General features: G+C 35.6%; 19 protein-coding genes. 11 read left to right on the top strand and 8 right to left on the bottom strand.

Annotated features, from left to right (window positions below; translation table 11 throughout):
• Positions 1-155: 155 nt before the first annotated feature.
• Positions 156-539 (bottom strand): antiterminator Q family protein, encoded by a 384-nt coding sequence (locus A9G09_RS10065; protein WP_065633653.1) that lies wholly within the window; start codon positions 537-539, stop codon positions 156-158.
• Between the two features lie 534 nt (positions 540-1,073).
• Between A9G09_RS10065 and A9G09_RS10060 the strand changes: the two genes are divergently transcribed.
• From A9G09_RS10060 to A9G09_RS10050, 3 genes are all read left to right on the top strand, one after another.
• Positions 1,074-1,769, top strand: a complete 696-nt coding sequence (locus A9G09_RS10060; protein ID WP_065634704.1) for a helix-turn-helix transcriptional regulator — start codon at positions 1,074-1,076, stop codon at positions 1,767-1,769.
• 695 nt (positions 1,770-2,464) lie between these two features.
• Entirely contained in the window at positions 2,465-2,746 is a 282-nt protein-coding gene (locus tag A9G09_RS10055; RefSeq protein ID WP_065634703.1) for a hypothetical protein, read from the top strand.
• A 281-nt stretch (positions 2,747-3,027) separates the two neighbouring features.
• Positions 3,028-3,213, top strand: coding sequence for a hypothetical protein (locus tag A9G09_RS10050; protein ID WP_065634702.1), 186 nt, complete (start codon positions 3,028-3,030; stop codon positions 3,211-3,213).
• A gap of 763 nt (positions 3,214-3,976) precedes the next feature.
• Here A9G09_RS10050 and A9G09_RS10045 read toward each other — a convergent pair.
• The 3 genes from A9G09_RS10045 to sohB all read right to left on the bottom strand — a co-directional run bounded on the left by A9G09_RS10045 (position 3,977) and on the right by sohB (position 8,963).
• Complete coding sequence (locus A9G09_RS10045; protein ID WP_065634701.1) at positions 3,977-5,572, bottom strand: bifunctional aspartate transaminase/aspartate 4-decarboxylase; 1,596 nt, start codon at positions 5,570-5,572, stop codon at positions 3,977-3,979.
• Between the two features lie 28 nt (positions 5,573-5,600).
• Positions 5,601-7,301 (bottom strand): aspartate-alanine antiporter, encoded by a 1,701-nt coding sequence (gene aspT, locus A9G09_RS10040; RefSeq protein WP_065634700.1) that lies wholly within the window; start codon positions 7,299-7,301, stop codon positions 5,601-5,603.
• A gap of 552 nt (positions 7,302-7,853) precedes the next feature.
• On the bottom strand, positions 7,854-8,963 hold the full coding sequence (sohB, locus tag A9G09_RS10035; RefSeq protein WP_065634699.1) for a protease SohB: 1,110 nt from the start codon (positions 8,961-8,963) through the stop codon (positions 7,854-7,856).
• 139 nt (positions 8,964-9,102) lie between these two features.
• Here sohB and A9G09_RS10030 point away from each other — a divergent pair, with 139 nt between their 5' ends.
• On the top strand, positions 9,103-10,815 hold the full coding sequence (locus A9G09_RS10030) for a formate--tetrahydrofolate ligase (RefSeq protein ID WP_065634706.1): 1,713 nt from the start codon (positions 9,103-9,105) through the stop codon (positions 10,813-10,815).
• Positions 10,815-11,234 carry an RnfABCDGE type electron transport complex subunit B gene (locus tag A9G09_RS10025; RefSeq protein WP_065634698.1) on the top strand — a complete coding sequence of 140 codons (420 nt, stop codon included), beginning with the start codon at positions 10,815-10,817 and terminating at the stop codon, positions 11,232-11,234. Before A9G09_RS10030 ends, A9G09_RS10025 begins: the two co-directional genes overlap by 1 nt.
• Positions 11,235-11,298: 64 nt before the next feature.
• On the opposite strand, the gene typA is transcribed toward A9G09_RS10025, so the two are convergent.
• Together typA and hemG are read right to left on the bottom strand one after the other, a co-directional pair.
• Entirely contained in the window at positions 11,299-13,125 is a 1,827-nt protein-coding gene (gene typA, locus A9G09_RS10020) for a translational GTPase TypA (protein ID WP_065634697.1), read from the bottom strand.
• A gap of 127 nt (positions 13,126-13,252) precedes the next feature.
• Positions 13,253-13,825 carry a menaquinone-dependent protoporphyrinogen IX dehydrogenase gene (gene hemG, locus A9G09_RS10015; protein WP_065634696.1) on the bottom strand — a complete coding sequence of 191 codons (573 nt, stop codon included), beginning with the start codon at positions 13,823-13,825 and terminating at the stop codon, positions 13,253-13,255.
• A gap of 148 nt (positions 13,826-13,973) precedes the next feature.
• On the opposite strand from hemG, the gene glmU reads away from it, so the two are divergent.
• Together glmU and glmS are read left to right on the top strand one after the other, a co-directional pair.
• Complete coding sequence (gene glmU / locus A9G09_RS10010) at positions 13,974-15,359, top strand: bifunctional UDP-N-acetylglucosamine diphosphorylase/glucosamine-1-phosphate N-acetyltransferase GlmU (RefSeq protein WP_065634695.1); 1,386 nt, start codon at positions 13,974-13,976, stop codon at positions 15,357-15,359.
• Between the two features lie 3 nt (positions 15,360-15,362).
• Entirely contained in the window at positions 15,363-17,195 is a 1,833-nt protein-coding gene (gene glmS / locus A9G09_RS10005; RefSeq protein WP_065634694.1) for a glutamine--fructose-6-phosphate transaminase (isomerizing), read from the top strand.
• 222 nt (positions 17,196-17,417) lie between these two features.
• On the opposite strand, the gene A9G09_RS10000 is transcribed toward glmS, so the two are convergent.
• Complete coding sequence (locus A9G09_RS10000) at positions 17,418-18,170, bottom strand: hypothetical protein (RefSeq protein WP_065634693.1); 753 nt, start codon at positions 18,168-18,170, stop codon at positions 17,418-17,420.
• A 303-nt stretch (positions 18,171-18,473) separates the two neighbouring features.
• Here A9G09_RS10000 and A9G09_RS09995 point away from each other — a divergent pair, with 303 nt between their 5' ends.
• From A9G09_RS09995 to rlmKL, 4 genes are all read left to right on the top strand, one after another.
• Complete coding sequence (locus A9G09_RS09995; protein ID WP_065634692.1) at positions 18,474-20,348, top strand: PTS mannitol transporter subunit IICBA; 1,875 nt, start codon at positions 18,474-18,476, stop codon at positions 20,346-20,348.
• A 76-nt stretch (positions 20,349-20,424) separates the two neighbouring features.
• Positions 20,425-21,588 (top strand): mannitol-1-phosphate 5-dehydrogenase, encoded by a 1,164-nt coding sequence (locus tag A9G09_RS09990; RefSeq protein ID WP_065634691.1) that lies wholly within the window; start codon positions 20,425-20,427, stop codon positions 21,586-21,588.
• A gap of 6 nt (positions 21,589-21,594) precedes the next feature.
• Positions 21,595-22,146 (top strand): MltR family transcriptional regulator, encoded by a 552-nt coding sequence (locus tag A9G09_RS09985; protein WP_065634690.1) that lies wholly within the window; start codon positions 21,595-21,597, stop codon positions 22,144-22,146.
• Positions 22,147-22,380: 234 nt separating this feature from the next.
• Complete coding sequence (gene rlmKL, locus A9G09_RS09980; protein WP_065634689.1) at positions 22,381-24,501, top strand: bifunctional 23S rRNA (guanine(2069)-N(7))-methyltransferase RlmK/23S rRNA (guanine(2445)-N(2))-methyltransferase RlmL; 2,121 nt, start codon at positions 22,381-22,383, stop codon at positions 24,499-24,501.
• Between the two features lie 120 nt (positions 24,502-24,621).
• Here rlmKL and A9G09_RS09975 read toward each other — a convergent pair whose 3' ends face one another.
• Positions 24,622-25,134 (bottom strand): hypothetical protein, encoded by a 513-nt coding sequence (locus A9G09_RS09975; protein WP_065634688.1) that lies wholly within the window; start codon positions 25,132-25,134, stop codon positions 24,622-24,624.
• Positions 25,135-25,142: the final 8 nt, after the last annotated feature.

The raw sequence follows: 25,142 nt of genomic DNA, 5'->3' as shown, positions 1-25,142 counted from the left end.
AAAATATTTTAAATTAAACAACTTCATGTTAAAGCAATTATATAGGTAATATCAATTTTAATCACATAACAAAAAAGCCCGTCTATTGCTAGCGGGCTTTTTTATGCGTTTAAATTTTGATTATGGACTAATTATATATGCTTATTTGCGCAATGTCAAGCATTTTCACTGCAATGTTTAACATTTTTACTACTTTTATTGAAAAATGGATAAATATTCCCTCCCACAAAACTTTGCGCCTGATTCAAAATATTGATAATGTCGTGAGGCCTTTTACCTATCGCTTTCGCTTGTGCATTACAAGACACATTCTTTAAGTAATACGCCACTAACACCGTCCATTGCACCGGATTATATTCTTTCAAACTCAAAACAGCATTATCAACAACCTCTGCTTCTTGCTCTGTCAAATATTGACGATAATCAAAATCTCGAGCCGCTCCAGCAACAACCGATGATTGTGATGGATATTCTGTTCCTATACGCTTAACAATGCGGGTATTTCGCCATGCCGTTAAAATATCTTTCGTCTCTTTCATTGTGACCTCTTCTTTATTCCACTATTTTTTATGCTGATACTGGGTTCAAAATATTAATGGGTAACTTGTGTTATTCTTTATACTGAGTTAAAACAAACTAATGAGCCTAAAATTATCAGGTCTATGCGTTACACTATCCTGACAACTACTTACTGCTTATTACTTATTACTTAGAAAAAACATCGAAACTAAACAAGTTCATGCCCTTCTTATAAACCTTCGCAGTGTAATGAGCTGAAGGCTACATCCGTGATAACTCAGTAAAAAGTAAAACATCACTAAGACAAACCGCTAACGCCAGATAATCAAATGCATTACACTACCCATTAAATTAAAATCATCAAAAGTACTCAATTGATTGGGCGTTTTATCGTTAAAGTTATTGTTATTATTCAATTTGATTTTGATAATTTTAATTATTAATAATGATAACATATATTATCATTTAAAGCAATTATCATTATCGCTATTAATCATTGATATTTGATAACTTGGGTTATATACTGACTCGGTCGATAACCACGAGGTAACACTATGACCACTTTTACCGATAGAATAAATTGGGCATTACAAGCATCCGGCTTGTCTCAGCACCAATTAGCCGAGAAAGTCAAAATTAGCCAACCCGCCATTCAAAAACTGGTTTCGGGTAAATCAAGCACGTCACGCAAAATTGTTGAAATTGCAACAGCTTTAAATGTTGACCTGTTATGGCTGACCCAAGGCGTCGGGAAACCTGACGTGGGCAAAAACCAAGCCAATGCAAAAATACTGGGAACTATCGATGACTGGGATAGTCAAACACCACTTGATAATGATGAGGTTGAAGTGCCATTTTATAAGGATGTACGGCTATCTGCAGGTGATGGATTTGCAGATGATATTGAAGATTATAATGGTTACAAATTGAGACTGTCTCGTTCAACCATGCGCCGCTATGGCATTGATAAAGATTGCGCAGTTTGCTTAACAGTTTATGGTGACAGTATGGAGCCTGTTTTTCAAGATGGTGCCACGGTTGCTATTGACCAGGCCGATACCAGTATTCGTGATGGTAAAATTTATGCGATTAATCATGACGGGTTACTCCGAATCAAAATTCTGGAAAAACTACCCGGTAATCAAATCAAAATCCGAAGTTATAATCCAGGTTATGAGGACGAAATCATTTCACAAGATGAGATTACTATTTTAGGACGAGTCTGGTGGCAATCATCCATTCTTAACTAAGAGCCCGATAATCAGACAAAACACACCATATCAATCAACCAGCACAGGTTAGAATGATAACAATTGATAACACAGTTTACTCCCCCTCCACAACAGCCCGTTATTGGGCTGAGACCGTTTCACCTCAATAATGTAGCGTTACCTCTAGCGATAACAAACAATAACCAAAAGCCACAGGGCGATAACTTTAATTATTGACATAATTGATAACATATATTATCATTGCCACATCAAAACCAATCAAGTTAACAGCGTCATTAAACAAGACTACGAGTTATTTAATGCGTTAACAAGATTCAAGTAGCTAGCAGGGGCATATGAACATACTGCGGTTTTGATACATGTCACAGGTATGACGGTAAACTACGGCTGATGGCGGTATTAATTGCACATAACACAATTAATACTGCCATATCTCATCCTGTCAGCACTCACGCACACTGTTGTTAGGAAGAGGACAGCGGGAAAGACTGCGAACAGACCACATCCTTTGCCCCAACATGTTGGGGCCTTTTTTAAGGAAATATCATGATTAATAGAGATTTTATTAATATTAAAACCAAAAACAGATTTGACAAAGATTATCAATTAACTAAACACGAAATCCGATTTATCTACTTTGCCAATCTAATATTAATCTTTATGGGATTGGTCGCCTTGTTAATTACTTTTTATTAATGACAATTAGGTGAATCATGCGTCAGTTGCAACAATTAGTCGAAAATAGCTACGAAACGAGTTATTACAAAATGCTCGATAAAATCGAACAACAAGATGCTCAAGAGGAATGGATCGATAAACGTGCTGATGAGTTAATGGGAAATTTTAGTAATGAAAATGATTGGCAAATATTGGCATTACTTAAATTAAAGTTAGACAACCATAGTGTTGATGCAAAGATATATCATCAATTTATTATTGATATTTGTTATTCTCAAGCACAGTTTGAATTTAAACAACATTCACTAAATTATTAAATAAAAATGCTTATTAATGTAGCTTAATTAAATTAACAGAAAATAAATTAGATGATAAGCAACTCAGTATTCATGCTAAAAAACAGAGACAGATATAAAAAATAGGTTGATATTAAAACAGATATACAATACAGATTACATTAATTTACAATTTTCCTTATTAGCAAAAATACCAGCCTTTTATCAGACAGTTAATCTAAGTGACATACTGAATAACAAAATAAAGTTATTAAATCATCGTTGAATTTTAGAATCTTATTTCATTATTGAGGATAATTTGTATGGTAATAAAAAACAGTCCTGAAAAGGATATAGAATCAATCTTAAATGATTCTAATGTATTTGCTCAAAAAATTAACAAATACTGTCGTAATTGCAACAATCCAACTCCTGATGGATTAGCATATTGCAACCATAATTGTAAAAATGAATTTGAAATCAAACATCGTAATGATTTTAAAGATTAATTGCCCCATTATTTATATAAATAAAAAACATTAAAATTGCGAAAAATAATGGCATTTATTTAATAGATAAATTATTAAATTAATCTATTAAAATAATACATTCAATTTTTAGATTATGTTATAAGATAATTTTTGATCTTTTACCGTAAAAGTACAAAAAATAATAATTATAAAGAATGGCAAAACTAAAAAATAACCATAATGTTACGCCAATGTATAACTGAATGTCTTATCCAAATAGTCATAAAAGAAGCTTGTCATAGCTTGTAGACTATAAAACATTTAAGTATGCTTGTGTTTTTATGAATGTTGCTTATCGCAACAACAAAAAAGTTATAGAATAATTGAATAAGTAATAAAGTATTTCTCAATTTTGGATAAATAAATTGCTTTAATCGTATTTTAAGAATAGATAAAACCTAGATATTATCCAAACTTAGTAAATAATGTGATAGCACAGAATTAAAAACATCGCCTAATGACGATACTATAGATTCGAATTTTTTGATGCAGATATGTTTTATCCTCACTTTTAACGCAGTTTTAAACACTCTATCAATTTATAATTATTGTCGAACACGAACACACAAATCAACCTTTGATACTATTATCGATTGAGAGTAATTTTTTCAAATTTAAAAAAAACTATAATATGATTTTAAATGAAATAAGCAATATAACTGAATACAGACAATAAAAAGCCCTAACTATCAAGTCAGGGCCTAACACTGTTAACTCGTTAAGATTAAATTGGTGTTATCAGTTACTTACTTTTTGTTTTATACTCATCATAATATTCCTGAGCCAATTTACGCATTGATAAACCGATTGCTGCATATTGATACTCATTTAAATTAGCCAAGGAAGCACGCGCAGACGGATGCTGCACAGCAAATCCTTTACCTGGTAGCAATACCACTCCTGCTTCATCGGCAATTCTAAATAGCATCTCAGAAGGATTTTTATTTTTTAAGATCCATTTAGCAAACTTATCATCATAAAGTTCTCGACAAATATGTTCTAAATCAATTAGCGTATAGTAATCGACATTGTTTTCATCTGTTTTGTGTTTTAAACCTAAATGCTGATAAAGTGAAGCCGCACGACGACGAATAATCGTCTTTAAAGTCGCCTTATAACTTTGATCGGCATCCATCATTTCACATAATGCAAAAAGAACCATTTGTACTTGCTGTGGCGTTGACAAACCAGCTGTATGATTTAAAGCAACAGCTCGGCTATCTGCTACTAAGCGATCAATAAATTTGAGATTTTCAGGATCGGTAACAATTGAGCTGTAACGTTTATCAAGAATTTTTCTTGTCTTACTTGGTAATGCTTTAATAGTTTTGTCGATAACATTATCATGGCTAAGCGCAATTACCCCTAAACGCCAACCTGTCGCCCCAAAATATTTAGAAAATGAATAAACTAAGATGGTATTTTTAGGGCAAATAGCAAATAAAGATTGAAAGTTATCAGCAAAAGTCCCATAAACATCATCAGTTAAAATGATTAAATCAGGGCGTTTTTTCACAATATCAGCAATAATTTTTAAGCTTTTATCATCGATTTTAACTGAAGGTGGATTAGACGGATTAACAAGGAAAAAAGCTTTAATGGATGGATCTTCTAATTTACGTAATTCTGATTCAGGATATTGCCAATTTAAATTCGGATCAGAATTGATAAGTACCTCAACCAGTTGATAATCATTTAAACTCGGTATTTCAAGATATGGGGTAAAAATAGGCGCGCCGATAGCTATTTTATCCCCTTTCTCGATTAATCCATTCTCTTTCATTGAATTAAATATATAGGCCATCGCGGCAGTGCCGCCTTCAACTGCAAAAAGGTCTAATTCATCACGATGTAAATACTGTGCGCCCATTTGTTCTAGCACATAGGATTTTACCACTTCCTCACTTAAGGTTAGCATTCGATCGGGAACGGGATAATTACATCCTAAAATGCCTTCAACCATTTCTTGCAAAAACTTATTCTCATCAAGACCTAACTGATCACGAATATAAGAAAATGCTTTACCTAAAAAAGCAACACCAGGCGTTTGGTAATTTTGTCGAATAAAATGCTCAAAACGCCCAGTTAGGCCGGTTTTAATAGGAAAACCACCTACCCCTTCATTCAAATAAGAATAAGACATTTCTGATTCTTGAATAGCAAACACGCCTAATTGAAAGAACGCCTGGCGAGGAAAAGTAGCAAGAAAATTAGGATTACCACGACCGGCATTTAACATAACGCGATCTGCACGACTTTGTGCAAGTTTAATTAAATTATCTTTTAACTCAAAAGGACTCAAATTGGCATACTTTGAAAAGTCTGTTGTATTTTTCATGATCTGTACCTTTACTTTTATATTCCAATTAAACAAAAGCCACAACCAATGGACCTAACAAAGTTAGGAAAACATTAGCTAAAGCATAAGTAATAGCAAAAGAATTGGTTGGTGTAGAATTTCCTGCCTTATTTAACACTTCACCGAAAGCTGGATTAGCACTACGAGCTCCCGCTAATGCGCCAGCAAATACCGCTACATTTTTATAGCCAAGAACATATTTACCAAAGTAAATAGCTAATAACATAGGCAAGACAGTAACAACCACTCCAATTAAAAATAGCGATAACCCTTGTTCTTCAATGGTATTAATTGCCTGTAAACCAGAACTTAAACCGACTACAGCAACAAAACCAGCTAAGCCAAAATCTTTCAATAATTGAATAGCACCACTTGGAATGTTACCAACAGTTTGATGAACTGAGCGGTACCAACCAAATAACAAACCTGACAACAAAGCCCCACCACCAGCGCCTAATGTAATTGGGATATCGCTCACACGGATAACAATTAAACCGATAATAAGACCAACAACCAATCCTAAGCCATGGAAAATCCAGTCAGTTTTTTCACTACGGGTAATCGGCGCACCAATTTTATCAACAACACGTTTAAGATCACCATCAGAGCCATAAATGGTTATCACATCGCCTAATTTTAAATAAATATCATTATTTAATGGCAATGACTCGCCATCTCGATGAATTGCAATTAGATAAATACCATGCTTTAATTGAATGACCTCTTCAGATGACAGGACTTGTGTTAAATTTTCACCGACATAACGTGAATTACGCATCTCAACGTCTTGAGTATTCATCACAACATCCATACCCGATACTGAATTAATTTCAGTACCAAGAAGATCACTTGCTTGAATCATTGCATCACGGTGACCAACAACTAAAATAATATCCCTAACTTCAATAACAGTGTCTGGTGTGGCTTCAATAATTTTATTGCCACGCTTTATTTTTTCAATACTTATACCATTAACTGTTTTCTCAATTTCGCTAACATTCTGATCAATTTTATTCGTCACGCGATATAAACGACCGGTAATATCTGACAGTGCTAAATTTTGATTAGAACCTAACAATAAAGAACCATGCAATTGTTCTGCTTGTGCTTTTATAGCGTCATCAGCAATATCTTTTCCCATGATTTTTGGCAAAATATTGACACAAATAATAATGGCGCCTAAAGAACCAAAGATATAGGTTACTGCATAACCAATAGTGACATTAGCTTGCATTTTATGAAGTTCTTCTACACTTAACCCTAATTGACTTAATGCATCAGATGCGGTACCCATAATGGCAGATTGAGTAAGGCCACCAGCAGCAAGCCCCGCAGCTAGACCTTTATCTAAATTGAATACTTTAGCTAACACAACAACTGTCGCTAAACCTGCAACGGCTATAAATAGCGCCAAAAAGATTTCACGCAAAGTTTTGACACCAAGCGAACGAAAAAACTGTGGTCCGCTTTCAAAACCAACTGCATAAATAAAGAGCGCGAAAAGAACCGCCTTAACGCCAGCATCAACTGTCACGCCAAAAACACTCAATGCAACGGCAACCAGTAACGAACCTGCAACACCACCCAGTTGGAATTTACCAATCCGAATAGCGCCAATTAAATATCCTAAACTCAAAGAAAGAAATAAAAGTATTTCGGGTGAGTGTTGAATCCCATTTAAAATCCAGTGTGAAAGCCATTGAAACATAATAATTGTCCTCAAGTGCTAAAAAGATGAATTAAGAATGTAAGAAAAGAAATAAAAAGGGACTTAAAGAATATTCATTCAATTTTATGAATACATTTATATATTAAACTGCTATCGCAATAATAGAAAGTTAATTTTTATAATTGATATTATTTATAAAAAAATAACAATGCAATATCTCATTTTTTTATAACACTAAGATCTTTATAAGATCTACACTTTTACTTGTTTGACCATCGTTAATCGTTAGGCAACTATACCCCTATAAATACAACGAATAGAAATATTTTCTTTGATACTTTACATAAAAAAGAGAATGGGAAAAGTTTTCGCTTAGTCAGTATAAACAATTAACATAATCATAATTGTTTATTTCCAAAATATGTTTTATCCGAAAAACTATTTTCAAAAAATATTATTTAAACAAATAAGTTAAATATAAATATCTTACTTTTGAAGTTTCCCTTACATATAAGGCTAACTCGTATGTAGTTTTTTACTATGCGATATATTTTTGTTGAATAATAAAAATTGTAGAAAATAAAAAGGGCTTTACAGCCCATTTCCTTGTCTAAAAAATAGTCTTTCCATACTTTTTACTACGTTTTTTGACAATTTTTCAGAGAGTTTTTGCTTACGTTGATAACTGACCGAGATAATTTTATGGGTATCTAGATGCGATAAGATAAAGTCATCACTGGTGCTAATTTCGTCAACTAAACCTTTATCTTTAGCTTGAGTAGCAAACCAATGTTCGCCGGTAGCAACTTCATCTATATTGATATTAGGACGATATTCTTTCACAAAATCCTTAAATAATAGATGGGTTTCTTCCAGCTCTTGCTTAAATTTTTGACGACCTTCATCCGTATTTTCACCAAACATCGTTAATGTACGTTTGTATTCACCTGCGGTCTGTAATTCAATATCGACATCATGTTTTTTAAGTAAACGGTTGAAGTTTGGAATTTGCGCAACCACACCAATTGAACCGACAATTGCAAAAGGTGCCGCGACTATTTTATTGGCGGTACATGCCATCATATATCCACCACTTGCAGCTACTTTATCAACAACGGCGGTAAAAGGAATATTACGTGTTCTAAAACGTAATAGTTGCGAAGCCGCTAAACCATAACCATGAACGACGCCGCCAGGGCTTTCAAGCTTAACGACAACTTCATCTTCGGGTTTAATAATGGCTAAAACCGCAGTAATTTCTTGGCGTAATTCTTCAACTTCATGTGCATCCATACTGCCATTAAAAGATAACACAAATAGCTTTGGTTTGGACTTTTGCGTTGGTTCGTTTGAGGCTTCAATAGCTGAGCTATCTACAGCCGTGGTATCTGCCGTTTGTTCACTGCTTTTTGTTTGTTGTTTCTTTTGTTTTATCGCTAATTTTGCTTGTTTTTTTTCATTTTTTTTCTGTTTTTTTAGATCTTTATTAAACTGTTTAGCCTCAACTTCATCCATGCTAGAGATTAACATATCATCTTTAATTTGTTCGTATTCTTCACTGATATCTTTAACAGAAAGGCGTCCTGCTGCCGTTACCGATTTTCGACGTTGGCTTATAATAAAAATCAGTACCGCTAAAATAGCGACTACCACTGTCACGGTTTCAGCTAAAAAAAGTGCATATTGTGAAAAAAAATTCATTTAACAATTATCCTTAGAGTGAATGTTACAATTATTATAACAATATAATAAAGGAATGTGCCGAAAATTAACAAAGATAAAATTGTTGCTTTATTCGGCAAATCAAATTATTTATACTGATAGCCTAATTTACAGTTATATGAGAATTAAAATGTCTTTACGTCCAATTACCGAAATCGCCAAGCAAGCTAATATTCCTGAAGAATTTGTACTACCTTACGGCAAATATGTCGCAAAAATTGACTTATCACTTATAAACGCCAACCAAAATAGAGAAAATGGTAAATTAGTCCTTGTAACAGCCATTACACCAACGCCTTTAGGTGAGGGGAAAACCGTGAATACTATTGGACTAAGTGAAGGTCTAAACTATATTGGAAAAAAAGCAATTGCTTGTATTCGTCAACCAAGTCTTGGTCCCGTTTTTGGCGTCAAAGGTGGTGCCGCCGGTGGTGGGCAAGCCGAAGTATTACCAATGGAAACCTTAAATCTACATTTAACAGGTGACATTCATGCGATTACTGCGGCTCACGATCTAGCTTCTGCTGCATTAGATTCTCGTTTATATCATGAAGATCGCTTGGGTGATGAATTTACCGCACAAACAGGATTGGCTCGATTAAATATTGATGTCAATCGTATCGTTTGGAAACGTGTTATCGATCACAACGATCGTGCTTTACGCAATATTACTGTTGGAGTTGGTGGAGGCTTAAATGGCGTTGAAAGGCGTGATGGTTTTGAAATCACAGCTGCATCAGAATTAATGGCAATTTTAGCGTTAGCTTCAGATTTACATGATATGCGCGCTCGTATTGGTCGCATAATCTTAGCTTACAATATTCAAGGCGAACCAATCACTGCCGAGCAGCTTGAAGTAGCTGGCGCAATGACGGTATTACTAAAAAATGCCATTAACCCAAATTTAATGCAAACAGTTGAGAATACGCCGGTGTTAATTCATGCAGGTCCATTTGCTAACATTGCACATGGAAACTCCTCGGTGATTGCTGACCGCATTGCATTAAAGCTTGCCGACTATGTAGTTACTGAAGCTGGATTTGGTTCTGACATGGGAATGGAAAAATTCTTTAATATCAAATATCGTCAAGCTGGTATTAAAGCCGATTGCGTGGTATTGGTGGCAACTGTTCGAAGTTTAAAATCTAACAGTGGTAAATATAATATTAAACCGGGCCAAGCGATTCCAAAAGAAATCTCTGAATCTAATGTTGAATTACTTGAAATTGGTGCCGCTAACTTAGCATGGCATATCAAAAATGCCAAAAGTTATGGACTACAAGTCATAGTTGCAATTAACCGTTTCCCACATGATAGCGAAGAAGAACTCGCATTCTTACAAAAATATGCCGTTGAACATGGCGCATTTGCCTGTGAAGTTAGTGAAGTGTTTACTAAAGGTGGCAAGGGCGCTGAAAAATTGGCTAAGCATGTAATCAAAGCGTGTGATATGCCAAGTGAAATTAAATTACCTTACCCTAATACCATGCCACTAATTGATAAAATCCAAACTATGGTGAAAAAATACGGTGCTAACAAAGCTAACTTATCAGCTAAAGCGATCGAAAATATCAAAGAAATTGAGGCATTAAAACTTGATCATTTACCGCTATGTATTGCTAAAACACCAATGTCAATTAGTGCTGATGCCAACTTAAAAAATGTGCCAACCAACTTTGACGTTGACATTAGCAATTTAGCAATTTCAGCTGGGGCGGGATTTATTCGTGTTTATGCGGGCAATGTGATGACTATGCCAGGGCTTGGGACTAATCCGGCTTATCGACAAATCGATATTGACAAAGATGGTAATATTGTAGGTTTAAGTTAATGCAAGAAGTGATTATGCAAACCAAACAACAATATAAAGCGTTTATTGATGAACAAAACTGTATAGGTTGTGGCAAATGCATCCGCGTATGCCCGACAGATGCAATTGTGGGTAGCAAGCAAGTATTACATACCATTTTGCCGAAGTTATGTACATCATGTAGTAATTGCATCAATACCTGCCCTACCGACTGTATTACCCTAAGTACTTTAGGCGAGGCATTAACCGAAAGTGAAGAGTTACAATTAACACAAAAAAAACAACAACGGTTGAATCACAATCAACTGGTACCACCAACGATCTTATTTCCACGCACAATGGAAGTTAAAAACACAAGTGATACGAGTCAAAAAGATCGAAAACAATCCATTGCTGATGCAATAGCCAGAGTTAAGGCAAGAAAAAACCTCGCAAATTAGCGAGGTTTTCAATTTAAGCAAAATAGATGCTAACATCCTATTGGGCTGTTAGCATTCTCAACAATTAGTCTTTATTGTTACTTCTAAATGCACGCTTACGATCATTTTCAGTTAAATGACGTTTACGTAAACGAATAGACAATGGCGTAACTTCGACTAACTCATCGTCATCAATAAACTCTAATGCTTGTTCTAATGACATTTTCACTGGTGGTGAAAGCGTGGTTGCCTCATCAGTACCTGATGCTCGCATATTAGTTAGCTTTTTACCCGTTAAACAGTTAACGGTTAAATCATTAGAGCGTGTATGAATACCAATAATTTGACCTTCGTACACTTCGGCACCATGACCCAAGAACAACTTACCACGATCTTGCAAGCTATAAAGTGCATAAGCTAATGCTTTACCTGTACCGTTAGAAATCATCACACCATTATTACGTTGGCCAATTTCACCAGGGCGAACATCATCATAATGACTAAAAGTCGAATAAAGTAAACCAGTACCTGAAGTCATTGTCATAAATTCGGTTCTAAAACCGATAAGACCACGGCTAGGAATGACATAATCTAAACGCACACGCCCTTTACCATCAGGTAACATATTGGTTAAATCACCTTTACGCAAACCAAGTGCTTCCATCACTGAACCTTGATGTTGTTCTTCAATATCTAGCGTTACTTGTTCAAAAGGTTCTTGTTTTTTACCGTCGATTTCACGATAAATAACTTTAGGGCGCGAAACACCTAACTCATAACCTTCACGGCGCATATTTTCAATTAAAACAGATAAGTGCAACTCACCGCGACCCGACACTTTAAATGCATCAGGATCAGGCGTTTCCTCAACACGAAGCGCCACATTATGAACCAGTTCTTTTCTTAAACGTTCTAAAATTTGACGAGATGTGACAAATTTACCTTCCTTACCGGCAAAAGGTGAACTATTTACGTTAAAGAACATAGTAACTGTTGGTTCATCTACGGTTAACGCAGGTAAAGCTTCAACACAACTATTATCACAAATTGTATCAGAAATACCCAATTCACCAAGACCAGTTAAAGCAATAATATCACCCGCTTCGGCAACTTCAGCTTCATAACGTTGCAAACCTAAATGACCTAAAACTTGCCCCACTTTACCTGTGCGTTTGTTGCCTTCACTATCAACAATTGTTACTTGTTGATTTGGTTTAACCCGACCACGTTTAATACGACCAATCCCGATAACACCAACATAATTATTATAATCAAGTTGTGAGATTTGCATTTGGAATGGACCATCTAAATCGACTTTTGGTGGCTCAACATATTTCACAATTGCTTCAAATAATGGCGTCATATCTTCAGCCATATTTTCATGATCAAGACCTGCGATACCCATTAATGCTGAAGCATAAACTATTGGGAAATCTAACTGTTCATCAGTTGCACCCAAATTAACAAATAGATCAAAGACTTGATCAACAACCCAATCAGGTCGTGCGCCTGGACGGTCAACTTTATTAATAACAACAATTGGTTTTAACCCATAAGCAAACGCTTTTTGTGTTACAAAACGGGTTTGTGGCATAGGACCATCCATTGCATCAACCAGCAATAATACCGAATCAACCATCGACATTACGCGTTCAACTTCACCACCAAAATCAGCATGTCCTGGGGTATCAACGATGTTAATGCGATACCCATTCCAATTGATAGCCGTATTTTTAGCTAAAATAGTAATACCACGCTCTTTTTCAAGCGCATTTGAGTCCATTATTCGCTCGTTATCATCACCACGCAAATTATCAAGCGTGCCCGATTGTTTCAACAATTTATCAACCAATGTTGTTTTACCATGGTCAACGTGCGCAATAATGGCTATATTTCTTAAATTTTCAATCACAATTAAAATCCCAATTAGGAGACAGATTCTTTAGGCGCAATATTGTACACCTTTTTACTCGAAATGTTGATCTATATCACAAAGTTTATTTATCAGACTATTTATTCATAAAAAATCAATAAAAATCTTATTGTTTTATACCATCTAAAACTGATGGTGCACAGACTTGCTGATAAAATTGTGCGGCAAATTCATCAACATTTGTCCAATTGGTGTATTCAATCACAGGTTTAGTCACATCAGTATCCCCCTTTCCTAACCACATAATAAAACGAATCATATTACGATCGAACCAATTATATTGAGGATAATAAAGTGCACCAGCAAAAACCGCTTTAATAGTCGGTTTCCAAGCAATTTTAGCTAAAAACTTTTTAGTATATAAATTGGTTTCTGGCGTATTTTTATTTGGTTTACGAGCCACCACATTAACACCAAAAAAACCTGATCGAATAGAATTTAATTGCTGATAATTATCATCGATAAATTTCTTCATTACTTTACTATAAAAACCATAACGTATTGAAGATCCTAACAAAACTGCCTGATATTTGGTTAAATCAATATGACTATTAGGCAAAAGTTGAATAACATCACAGTCGCATTTATCACCTAGCTGTGTTTTTATGCGTTGCATGATTTTAAGGGTTTGCTTTTCATGCGTAGTATAAAGTAATAAAACTTTCACAACATGACTCATAACATTGCTTCCTTATCTAATAAGACATTGGCAAATTTCACTATTACTTTTTTCATGATAAAAATTAATAAATTCGGGGTGATTTCATTAAAAACTTTGATTATAGTAATAAACAAATTTACACAAAATTAAAGAAACCGGACAGATTATGACGATTTCAGTTCCAAAACTTAGTGCTATTATTTTGGCGGCAGGAAAAGGCACACGGATGTACTCCAACCTACCTAAAGTTTTACATAAAATTGGCGCTAAACCGATGTTACAACATGTTATTGACACAGTTCAACAACTAAATACCGATCAGATCAATATTGTTTATGGTCATGGAAAAGAGCAATTAGAACACGCACTCAAAAATCAACCTGTGCATCTTATTTATCAAGCAGAGCAGCTCGGTACGGGACATGCAGTACAACAAGCTATTCCTTATATTGCAGATAACCAAGACATTTTAATTTTATACGGTGATACCCCGCTCATATCACAACAAACTTTAGAAAACTTAATTAACAGCAAACCAGAACAAGGCATAGCACTATTAACAGTTATACTTGATGATCCAACGGGTTATGGCAGAATAGAACGGAAAAATGGTCAAGTCGTTGCCATTGTCGAGCAAAAAGATGCGTCACCAGAGCAACAAAAAATAAATGAAGTCAACACGGGCATAATGCTTGTTACTGGTAAACTACTCAAAAAATGGCTATCGCAAATAACCAATAACAATGCCCAAAAAGAATATTACCTAACCGATATTATTGCGCTAGCGCATCAAGATGGCTACCCTATCCTTACATCTCACCCAGTGCAACAATTTGAGGTAGAAGGTGTTAATAACCGCTTACAATTAGCTACCCTAGAACGCCAATACCAGCATCAACAAGCACAAAACTTATTACTAGCTGGTGTAACATTACTTGATCCTAACCGCTTTGATTTACGCGGCACACTTATCCACGGTAAAGATGTCACCATCGACAGTAATGTTATCATTGAAGGGCAAGTAAAGTTAGGCAATAACGTCACCATTGGTGCAGGTTGTATTTTAAAAAATTGCACTATTGACGATAATTCAATCATAAGTCCTTACAGCATAATCGAAGATTCAACAATAGCACAGCAATGTACTATAGGTCCATTTGCTCGACTCAGACCGGGTTCACAGCTTGATGAACAAGCTCATGTAGGTAACTTTGTCGAACTCAAAAAAGCTCATCTAGGCAAAGCAAGCAAAGCGGGACATTTAAGTTATCTTGGTGATAGTGAAATCGGCAACAACGTTAATATTGGCGCTGGCACCATCACCTGTAATTACGATGGCGCAAACAAATTTAAAACCGTTATACAAGATGACGTATTCGTCGGCTCCGACTCTCAGCTAATTGCCCCAGTTAACATTGGTAAAGGTGCCACTATTGCTGCCGGCACAACTGTCACCAGCAACGTTAAGGATAATGAATTGGTAATAAGCCGAGTAAAACAAAAACAGATTTCTGGTTGGAAACGTCCAACAAAGTTAAATAATAAGGAATAAATTATGTGTGGAATTGTGGGTGCTATCGCCAAACGAGATATTGCTGAAATATTATTGGAAGGATTAAAACGTCTGGAATACCGAGGGTATGACTCAGCTGGACTTGCTATTATCTCACCAACAGGCGAGCTGCAACGCGTTCGCCGTGTAGGAAAAGTACAAACATTAAAAGATGCGGTTGAAGCCCATCCACTCAAAGGCAGTACAGGAATAGCCCATACGCGATGGGCAACTCATGGCGAACCTGTCGAACGCAATGCCCATCCACATGTATCAGATTTTATTGCTGTAGTTCACAATGGTATCATCGAAAACTTCGAACCTTTACGTGAAAAACTCATTGCCAAAGGTTACCAATTTCGCTCTGAAACCGACACAGAAGTGATTGCCCACTTAATTCACGACATCATATCAACTGAAGGTTGTCCATTATTTGAAGCAGTACAAAAAGCCATACCTCAATTAAGAGGTGCTTACGGCACAGTTATAATGGACACACGTAATCCAGATATTCTAGTTGCGGCTCGTTCAGGCAGCCCTCTCGTCATTGGCTGTGGTGTTGGTGAAAACTTCATTGCTTCCGATCAACTTGCCTTATTGCCGGTTACACGTCAATTCATCTTTTTAGAAGAAGGTGATATCGCACTAGTGACACATCGCACCGTGACCATTTTAGATAAAAACTTTCGTGAAACAACGCGCCCTTGTGTTGAATCTGATGCTAGATACGATGCCGGAAGTAAAGCCGGTTTTAATCACTATATGCAAAAAGAGATTTATGAACAACCAAACGCCATTAAAAATACCCTTGAAGGTCGTATGCAACATGGCAAAGTTGACTTATCCGAACTGGGCGAAAAGGCTGAAACCATCTTAAAACAGGTAGAACATGTACAAATTGTTGCATGTGGAACAGCTTATAATGCTGGCATGGTAGCACGATATTGGTTCGAGGCTTTAGCGGGTATACCTTGCGATGTCGAAATCGCTTCAGAATTTCGTTACCGCAAGCCTGCTCGTCGCAAAAATAGCCTATTTATTACCCTATCGCAATCAGGCGAAACCGCAGACACCCTAGCAGCATTACGCTTAGCGAAAGAAAATAACTACCTAAGCACATTAGCTGTTTGTAATGTGGCGGCATCAACGTTAGTACGTGAAGCGGATTTGGTACTCCTTACCAAAGCAGGGGTTGAAATTGGCGTAGCATCGACTAAAGCCTTCACGACGCAATTAACCGTACTCCTTTTATTAGTTGCCAAACTTGGGCGACTCAATGACATGGCCGAAAGTACTGAACAAGCAATAGTCCATGCGCTGCAAACCTTACCAAATCGTATAGAACAAGTTTTAATGACAGAGCCACAAATCAAAAAACTTGCGGGTCAATTTGTCGATAAGCATCATGCACTATTTTTAGGAAGAGGTGACGAATACCCAATAGCCATGGAAGCTTCCTTAAAGTTAAAAGAAATATCCTACATTCATGCCGAGGCTTACGCAGCAGGCGAGCTCAAGCACGGTCCATTAGCACTAATCGATGCAGATATGCCTGTCATCGTGATGGCGCCAACGAATGAAATGCTAGAAAAATTAAAATCCAATATCGAAGAAGTTCGCGCGCGAGGCGGTCAACTATACGTATTTGCCGAACAAGAAGCAGGATTTATCAGTGATGACACGATGCACATCATCAACCTACCGCATATAGAAGAACTCACTGCACCGATCTACTACACGGTTCCAACGCAGCTAATGGCGTATCACGTAGCATTAATTAAAGGAACTGACGTCGATCAACCAAGAAATCTGGCAAAATCGGTAACAGTGGAGTAAATCTCGCTGTATAAAATGTGAGGAGTTAATGTATGGTTTTGATATCATCAAAACCTACATTCTCTTATTAAATTAATCAGATAAAAATTGAAATCACTTCACCAAAAAATCTTTATAACAATTAAATCACTTTTTACCTTGATAAAAACGCATGTTTGCCTGCTATAAAGCCAAAATTTAATTGGTCGTTAACCGATAGTGAGTCATAAAAAAATAACAAAATCACCAATACTCTAACTTACGATAAAAAGTAGTATTGGTCACACCATCTGGCGTTATGCAATAACCATAGGTCCAATCACCATATTGATTATGTTTGGCAAAGGTACATTTGATATTGTATGAATTCGAATTGTTGGTTTTATTATTTTTAGATTGACCATTATTGGCATTATCATCAATGCTCTTACTTTTTACCTTTATTAACCAACCTGCTGGATTATAAGAATATTCACCTAAACTACATCCATCTTCCCAGCACTCAGTATAACGAACAACTTTATTATTTGCATATTCATATAACCTTTTTAGCGGTTGTTGCCAAACCTCATCATCGGTGTTCTTTTCAATGAGTTGACCTGACTGATTATAGATAAGTGAACTGACATTTTGTTGCTTATCATCAACAATCGAGGTAATGTTCTGCTGTTCATTTAATCTAAACCAAAGTTTTTTATTAAGGTATTTGATTGAACGAACAGAATAATCAACATTAATATTATACTGTGCATCACTGGTGATAGCTTTTTCAAAAAAGCCTTTCTCATTCGCATGATAAGTCGTTTTTAACGGACCATCATTATCTTGAGCGTAAGTTGTAATTATCTGTTTTTTTATTATTTTTTCAGTAGGCATGAATTCAGGATCGGAAAATATATTATAACTATTATTAATATGGATACGATTAATTTCGTTAGCAAAGCACAATCCATTAAATAAAAAAAGACAACTTAAACTGATTAAAAATTTTTGCATAATTCGATTCTGATTATTTTTTGTTATTTAAATTTATAAAAATTATACAATTAATCTTAACAGTTTAGAACAATTAATCTTACAAAGATGTGTTAATAAAACTTACGGTTTAAACATATTTTACCGATGCCCCTTATGACCACCGCAAAAATTGTGATCTTAATCACAAAAATAAAAAATAGCCCCATACAAACACTGTGACCCTGATCACATTTGTCAATTTTTTTTGATGAATCAAATAACTATATCCTTCTACAATAGCTGCATAATGATTATATCAATCAATAAGGAAAGATTTAAATTATGACAAGTGCAAACATCAAATTGAAAGTCCAAAATTTTGGGCGATTCCTAAGTAATATGGTGATGCCCAATATTGGCGCATTTATTGCTTGGGGCTTTATCACGGCGATTTTTATACCTACCGGTTGGTTTCCAAACGCAACCATAGCTAAATTAGTTGAACCTATGATCACCTATTTATTGCCACTGTTAATTGGATATACAGGCGGTAAATTAGTCCATGGTGAACGAGGTGCGGTTGTTGGTGCAATCACAACAATGGGCGTTATAGTAGGTTCGTCAATTCCAATGTTTTTAGGTGCAATGATAGTAGGTCCACTTGGAGGATGGGTCATTAAACAATTCGATAAAGCTGTTGATGGTAAAATCAAAAGTGGATTTGAAATGTTAGTGAATAACTTTTCGGCCGGTATTATTGGCATGTTACTCGCTTTATTGTCATTTTTTGCAATTGGCCCTTCTGTTGTTGTCGCATCAAGTGTATTAGCGCAAGGTGTTGATTTTATGGTTCAACATAATTTGTTACCATTAACTTCAATCATTGTTGAGCCAGCTAAAATATTATTTTTAAATAATGCCATTAACCATGGCGTATTTTCACCTTTAGGAATTCAACAAGCAGCTGAGCACGCTCAATCAATATTCTTTTTGATCGAAGCAAATCCTGGCCCTGGTTTAGGTTTATTACTTGCTTATATGGTATTTGGTAAAGGCGCAGCTAAAGGTTCAGCCAGTGGCGCGGCAATTATTCATTTCTTCGGCGGTATTCATGAAATTTACTTTCCCTATGTGTTGATGAATCCTCGGTTAATTATTGCCATGATTTTAGGCGGCATGACTGGGGTATTTACATTAACGTTATTTGGCGCTGGATTAAGTTCTCCCGCTTCACCTGGATCTATCATTGCGGTTCTTGCTGTAACACCCAAAGATTCGATTGTTGGTGTAAGTGTGTCAGTACTTGCGGCGGCGGCTGTTACTTTCGTGATTGCGTCAATTCTATTAAAAACCACTAAATCTGCAACAAAGAGTCTTGATGAAGCAAAATCGGATATGTCGGCGATGAAAAGTGAAGCAAAAGGTAATAAAAATACTGAATTAGATTTAACTCAAGTGAAAAAAATCATTGTTGCCTGTGACGCAGGCATGGGTTCAAGCGCAATGGGTGCAGGCGTTTTACGCAAAAAAATTCAGGATGCTAATTTAGATATTAATGTCAGCAACACCGCGATTAATAATTTACCGATCGAAGTCGATATTGTTATCACCCATAAAGATCTCACTGATCGAGCTAAACAATATGCCCCAAACGCGCATCACATATCATTAACTAACTTTTTAGATAGTGATTTATATACTCAATTAGTTAATGATTTAATCCATGCTAACAATAAAAAATCATCGACTGTATCAAGCGACAACTCACAATCTTTTGGGCATAAAGCATTATTTAAACTAAGCGAAAAAAACATTTTTCTAAACTTAACAGCCAACACCAAAGAAGAAGCGATTCGTTTTGCTGGTCAAAAACTCGTGGATAATGGATATGTAAAACCAGCTTACATCGAAGCAATGCTGGAACGTGAAAAATTAACTTCTACTTATTTAGGTGAATCGATAGCTGTGCCACATGGTACTATCGAATCAAAAGATGAAGTCATTACAACAGGTATTGTATTTTGCCAATATCCAGCAGGCGTTCAATTTGGCGAAGAAGAAAGTGATAAAGCCAAAATAGTCATTGGTATTGCCGCTCGCAATAATGAACATCTAAATGTCATTGCAAAACTAACTAATGCGCTTGATGATGAAACCATTATTGCTAAACTGGCTAGTACAAATAGTATTGAAGAAGTTTTAGCAATATTAAGCTAAAACAAGGTGTGATTCATTTATTATGACATTACAACTAATAAATTGATTATTAAATATATTGTTAAGGGTTATTATTATGCAAGCATTACACTTTGGTGCCGGCAACATCGGCCGAGGTTTTATCGGAAAATTACTATCAGATACAGGTATACATGTTACCTTTGCTGATGTAAATCAACAAATCATAGATGCCATTGCTGAGCGCCATGAATATCCGGTAAATGTGGTTGGCGAGCAATCGACGTCAGAAATAGTTAAAAATGTCGATGCTATTAATAGTACATCAACAGAAGTTATCGACTACATCACTAAGGTCGATTTAATTACGACAGCAGTTGGTCCACAAATTTTAACGAGAATTGCCCCTGCTGTTGCCCAAGGTATTATTGCCCGACACCAACAAGGTCAGACAAAACCACTTAATATTATTGCTTGTGAAAACATGGTACGAGGTACTAGCCAATTTAAGCAAGAAATTTTTAAAGCCTTACCTCAACACCTACATCAATGGGTAAACAGTCATATTGGTTTTGTTGATTCCGCTGTTGATCGCATAGTACCGCCTGCAACATCAAAAACAGGCGATATACTTGAAGTTACAGTTGAAACTTTTTCTGAATGGATTGTGGACGAAACCCAGTTTGTTGGCACCATTCCATCGATTAACGGAATGCAACCAGTCGATAATTTAATGGCTTTTGTCGAACGCAAATTATTTACGCTAAATACCGGGCATGCCATTACCGCTTACTTAGGCTTTTATAATAATATTAGCACCATTCGTGATGCAATTTTAGATGAACGAATTCGGTTAATTGTTCGCGGAGCAATGGAAGAAAGTGGTTTAGTATTAATTAAACGTTATGATTTTGATGAGCAAAAACATATGGCTTATATCGAAAAAATCTTAACCCGTTTTGAAAACCCTTATTTACACGATGATACTGCTCGAGTAGGACGCCAACCAATACGCAAATTGGGTGCCGGCGATCGTTTAATTAAACCGCTTCTTGGTACCGTTGAATATCAAGTTAAAAATACGAATTTACTTATTGGTATTGCAGCAGCACTTAACTACCGTAACAACGATGATGAACAAGCAGTCGAGTTAGCCGAACTTATCTTAGAAAAAGGTGTAAAACAGGCTTTTTCTGAGCTCTCAGGTATTGATGTTAATAATCCTATTGTTAAGCAGATTGAAGAAATTTATACTGCAATGCAAAATCATCAATTTATTTAACTTCTAATGCCCGAATCGATATTACAAGAAGATACGATACTTGAAAAACTTAACCAGCAAGCTGATATTTACAACTTGCTGGTAGTTGCAATTAAATTAATTAATGACAGTGTTAATCAATTGATTCTAAAGGTTTTTCGTAAAGAGCTGCATGCTATAAAATTTGTGATCCCCTCGTTAGTGGGTAAAAATGGACCACTTAATGACACCTCTGTATGCTTAAAACTACTGTATGCTTTAGGCATTATCAGCCGTGAAGATTATGAAGACATTGAACTATTAATTGCCATTTTAGAAGAACTTGAACAAGATGATAAAAGCTACACCTATCTAGATGATGAAATTCTAGGACCAATTAGCTTATTACATGATATGGTACTGCCACCTAATTGGGCATCACAACACGAAAAGGCCAAGCAATCGGGTATTGTTGACACCTTAAAATCGTCCATGTTTCAAAATCGCTATCAACAAATGATTCGTTCAGCATTAATCATCGCGATCACAGATTTGACGCTTCGAATTGTTAATAAACAAAAAATTGATTATTTCCCATAAATTTTGCAGTGATTTGACTTAATTTACCTGAAAAAGTTATGCGTTTTAATCATGGCTTTTGTTGTTACATTCAATGTTGGCTAAAAACTTATAACTAACGATTTAATTGAGTGATTATTTTTTTCACAAAATTATCGATTATTTAGTCATTTTATTATTCTATTTGAGCTTTATTTCCCACAGTTACTATTAGTCGGTATAATGCCTACAATTTTATTGTTAAGTGGATTATGCATGAAAACATTATTTGCCAGTACTTCGCGAGGTCTGGAAGAGTTATTAAAAAAAGAGTTAGAACAAATTGGTGCTAGCGATTGTAGAATTGTGCAATCGGGCGTCTATTTTAATGCTGACGAAACAACATTATATCAATCGTTATTATGGTCTCGTTTAGCATCACGTATTTTGTTACCTATTGCCGAATTTGATATTTATAGCGATTTAGATCTTTATTCGTGTGTAGTTAATATTAAATGGACGGATATTTTTGCGGTCGATAACTCTTTTGTGATTAATTTTATTGGCGTAAATGATTTTATTCGCAATAGTCAATATGGTGCCTTAAAGATTAAAGATGCCATAGTTGACCATTTTACAAGACATACTGACGAGCGACCTAATGTTGCTAAGCAAGATCCTGATATTCGTCTTTATGCTTATCTTAATAAAAATCGTGTTACACTTTCTTTAGATTTAAGTGGTGACAGTTTGCACCAGCGAGGCTACCGCCAACAAACTGGGCAAGCACCGTTAAAAGAGAGTTTAGCTGCGGCAATCATTATGCGCTCTGGCTGGCAAAACGATGAACCATTAATCGATCCTATGTGTGGATCGGGTACACTTTTAATCGAAGCGGCAATGATCGCATCAAAAATTCCACCAGGACTACATCGTAAACAATGGGGATTTTTTGCTTGGAAAGGATTCAACCCAACACGCTGGAATGAACTACTTTTTGCCGCTAAACACAATGTTTGCAAAAGCACGACCCCATTTATCGGTTACGATAATAATTCGGTTGTTCTTCAGCGTGCTGAACAAAATGCCATTCAAGCTGGTGTAGGTGATTTAATTACTTTTGCTATGCAAGATGTCACTCAACTCACTAACCCTTTGCCTACAGCGTCTACAGGGATGATTATTAGTAACCCACCTTATGGGGAACGGTTAGAAAGTGAGCCTGCACTTATTGCTTTACATACGGCATTAGGTCAACGAATTAAACAAAACTTTGGTGGGTGGCGATTATCATTATTCAGTGGCGCACCACAATTATTAGATTGCTTACAGATGCGCGCCGATAAACAGTTTAAAGCCAAAAATGGCCCTTTAGATTGTGTGCAAAAAAATTATGTTATTGCTAAACGAGATAATTCACAATCACTCAATTCACCAACTTTACCAGCTTTGGATTTCACGAATCGATTACGTAAAAATAAACAAAAACTGGAAAAATGGGCAGCACAACAACAGTTAGAGTGTTACCGCCTGTATGACGCTGATTTGCCGGAATATAATGTTGCAATCGATCGATATAAAGATAAAGTCGTAATTCAAGAATATGCTGCGCCGAAAAATATTGAAGAACAAAAAGCCAGACAACGTTTGTTTGATATTATCAATGCCACTATGTCAGTACTTGAACTTAATGCCGATCAATTGATTTTAAAAACCCGTGAAAAACAGAAAGGTAAACAGCAATACCAAAAACTTGCACAAAAACAAGATTACTTTTTAGTACATGAATATGCTATTAACCAACGTCGTACCCAATTTTGGGTCAATGTCACTGATTACTTAGATACAGGTCTATTTTTAGATCATCGTTTAGCTCGTAAAATGATTGGCGAAATGAGCGAAGGTAAAGATTTTCTTAATCTCTTTGCTTATACAGGTAGTGCAAGTGTTTATGCTGGGCTTGGCAACGCTAAATCAACAACTACCGTTGATATGTCGCGCACCTATTTAGAATGGGCGGATCGTAATTTAAAACAAAATGGTTTAACAGGTAAAAAGCATCGTTTAATTCAAGCTGACTGCTTGCTTTATTTAGCACAAAGTGAAGAACAATTTGACTTAATCTTTATCGATCCGCCAACGTTTTCAAATTCAAAAAGAATGCATGATACGTTTGATGTACAGCGTGATCACCTAAAATTGATGACTGATTTAAAACGCTTATTACGGCCTAACGGGACGATTGTTTTTTCCAATAATAAACGTGGATTTAAAATGGATGCTGACGGCATGCAAAAATTAGGACTGACCTATCAAGACATTACCGACAAGACCCAGTCGCTAGATTTTAAACGTAACAAACACATACATTGCTGTTTTATTGTTAGACATCAATAATTAGAAAGTTTATCAATTACTGTGACAGTATTGCTTTTTTATAAATAAATTATAAAAGTATAGTTAACTAGTAAGACCATTATTTTGTCTACTTTTTAATCAAAAATTGCCACCAGTGTGCTACGCACAACTGGAAGCAATTTTTCTTTGCAGCATTTCCATAAATTGAAGCTCTAATCCAGGTCGATACCTCCCTCGATGCCATGTTTGTATAAAATTATACTCTTTTTCGTTTAACCAAATAGGCTTTAACCCTCTGATTAAATTTTCATTTATTTGTTGAGTTCGATTAAGCAAATTTTGCTCAATCAATGACTGGTTAAGTTTTTGTTGATACCAAATTTGATAATGACGATAATCAACAATCAAATCATTTTTCAACTCATATCCAAATGATGTTTTTTGCAAATTTTTTATAGATAAGTTTTCTAACAGTTTAGTCGGTAATCCGGCACATAATATGTATCTATCTGAAAGCTTTTTATATCGTCGTGCTCGTAAAGTTAGCGGTAACTCTAATTGATTGATTGCCAAATATAGTGACACACCATAAAGTTGAGCAAAAATACCTTCTCTATAAAAATAAATAGTGTCACTATTTTTACTTTGTATTAATTTTTCAAAAATATCCATAAAAAATA

This window comes from Gilliamella sp. wkB292 (assembly GCF_001690235.1).
Lineage (GTDB): Bacteria > Pseudomonadota > Gammaproteobacteria > Enterobacterales > Orbaceae > Gilliamella > Gilliamella apicola_F.
This window is presented reverse-complemented; position numbering and strand designations above follow the sequence as displayed.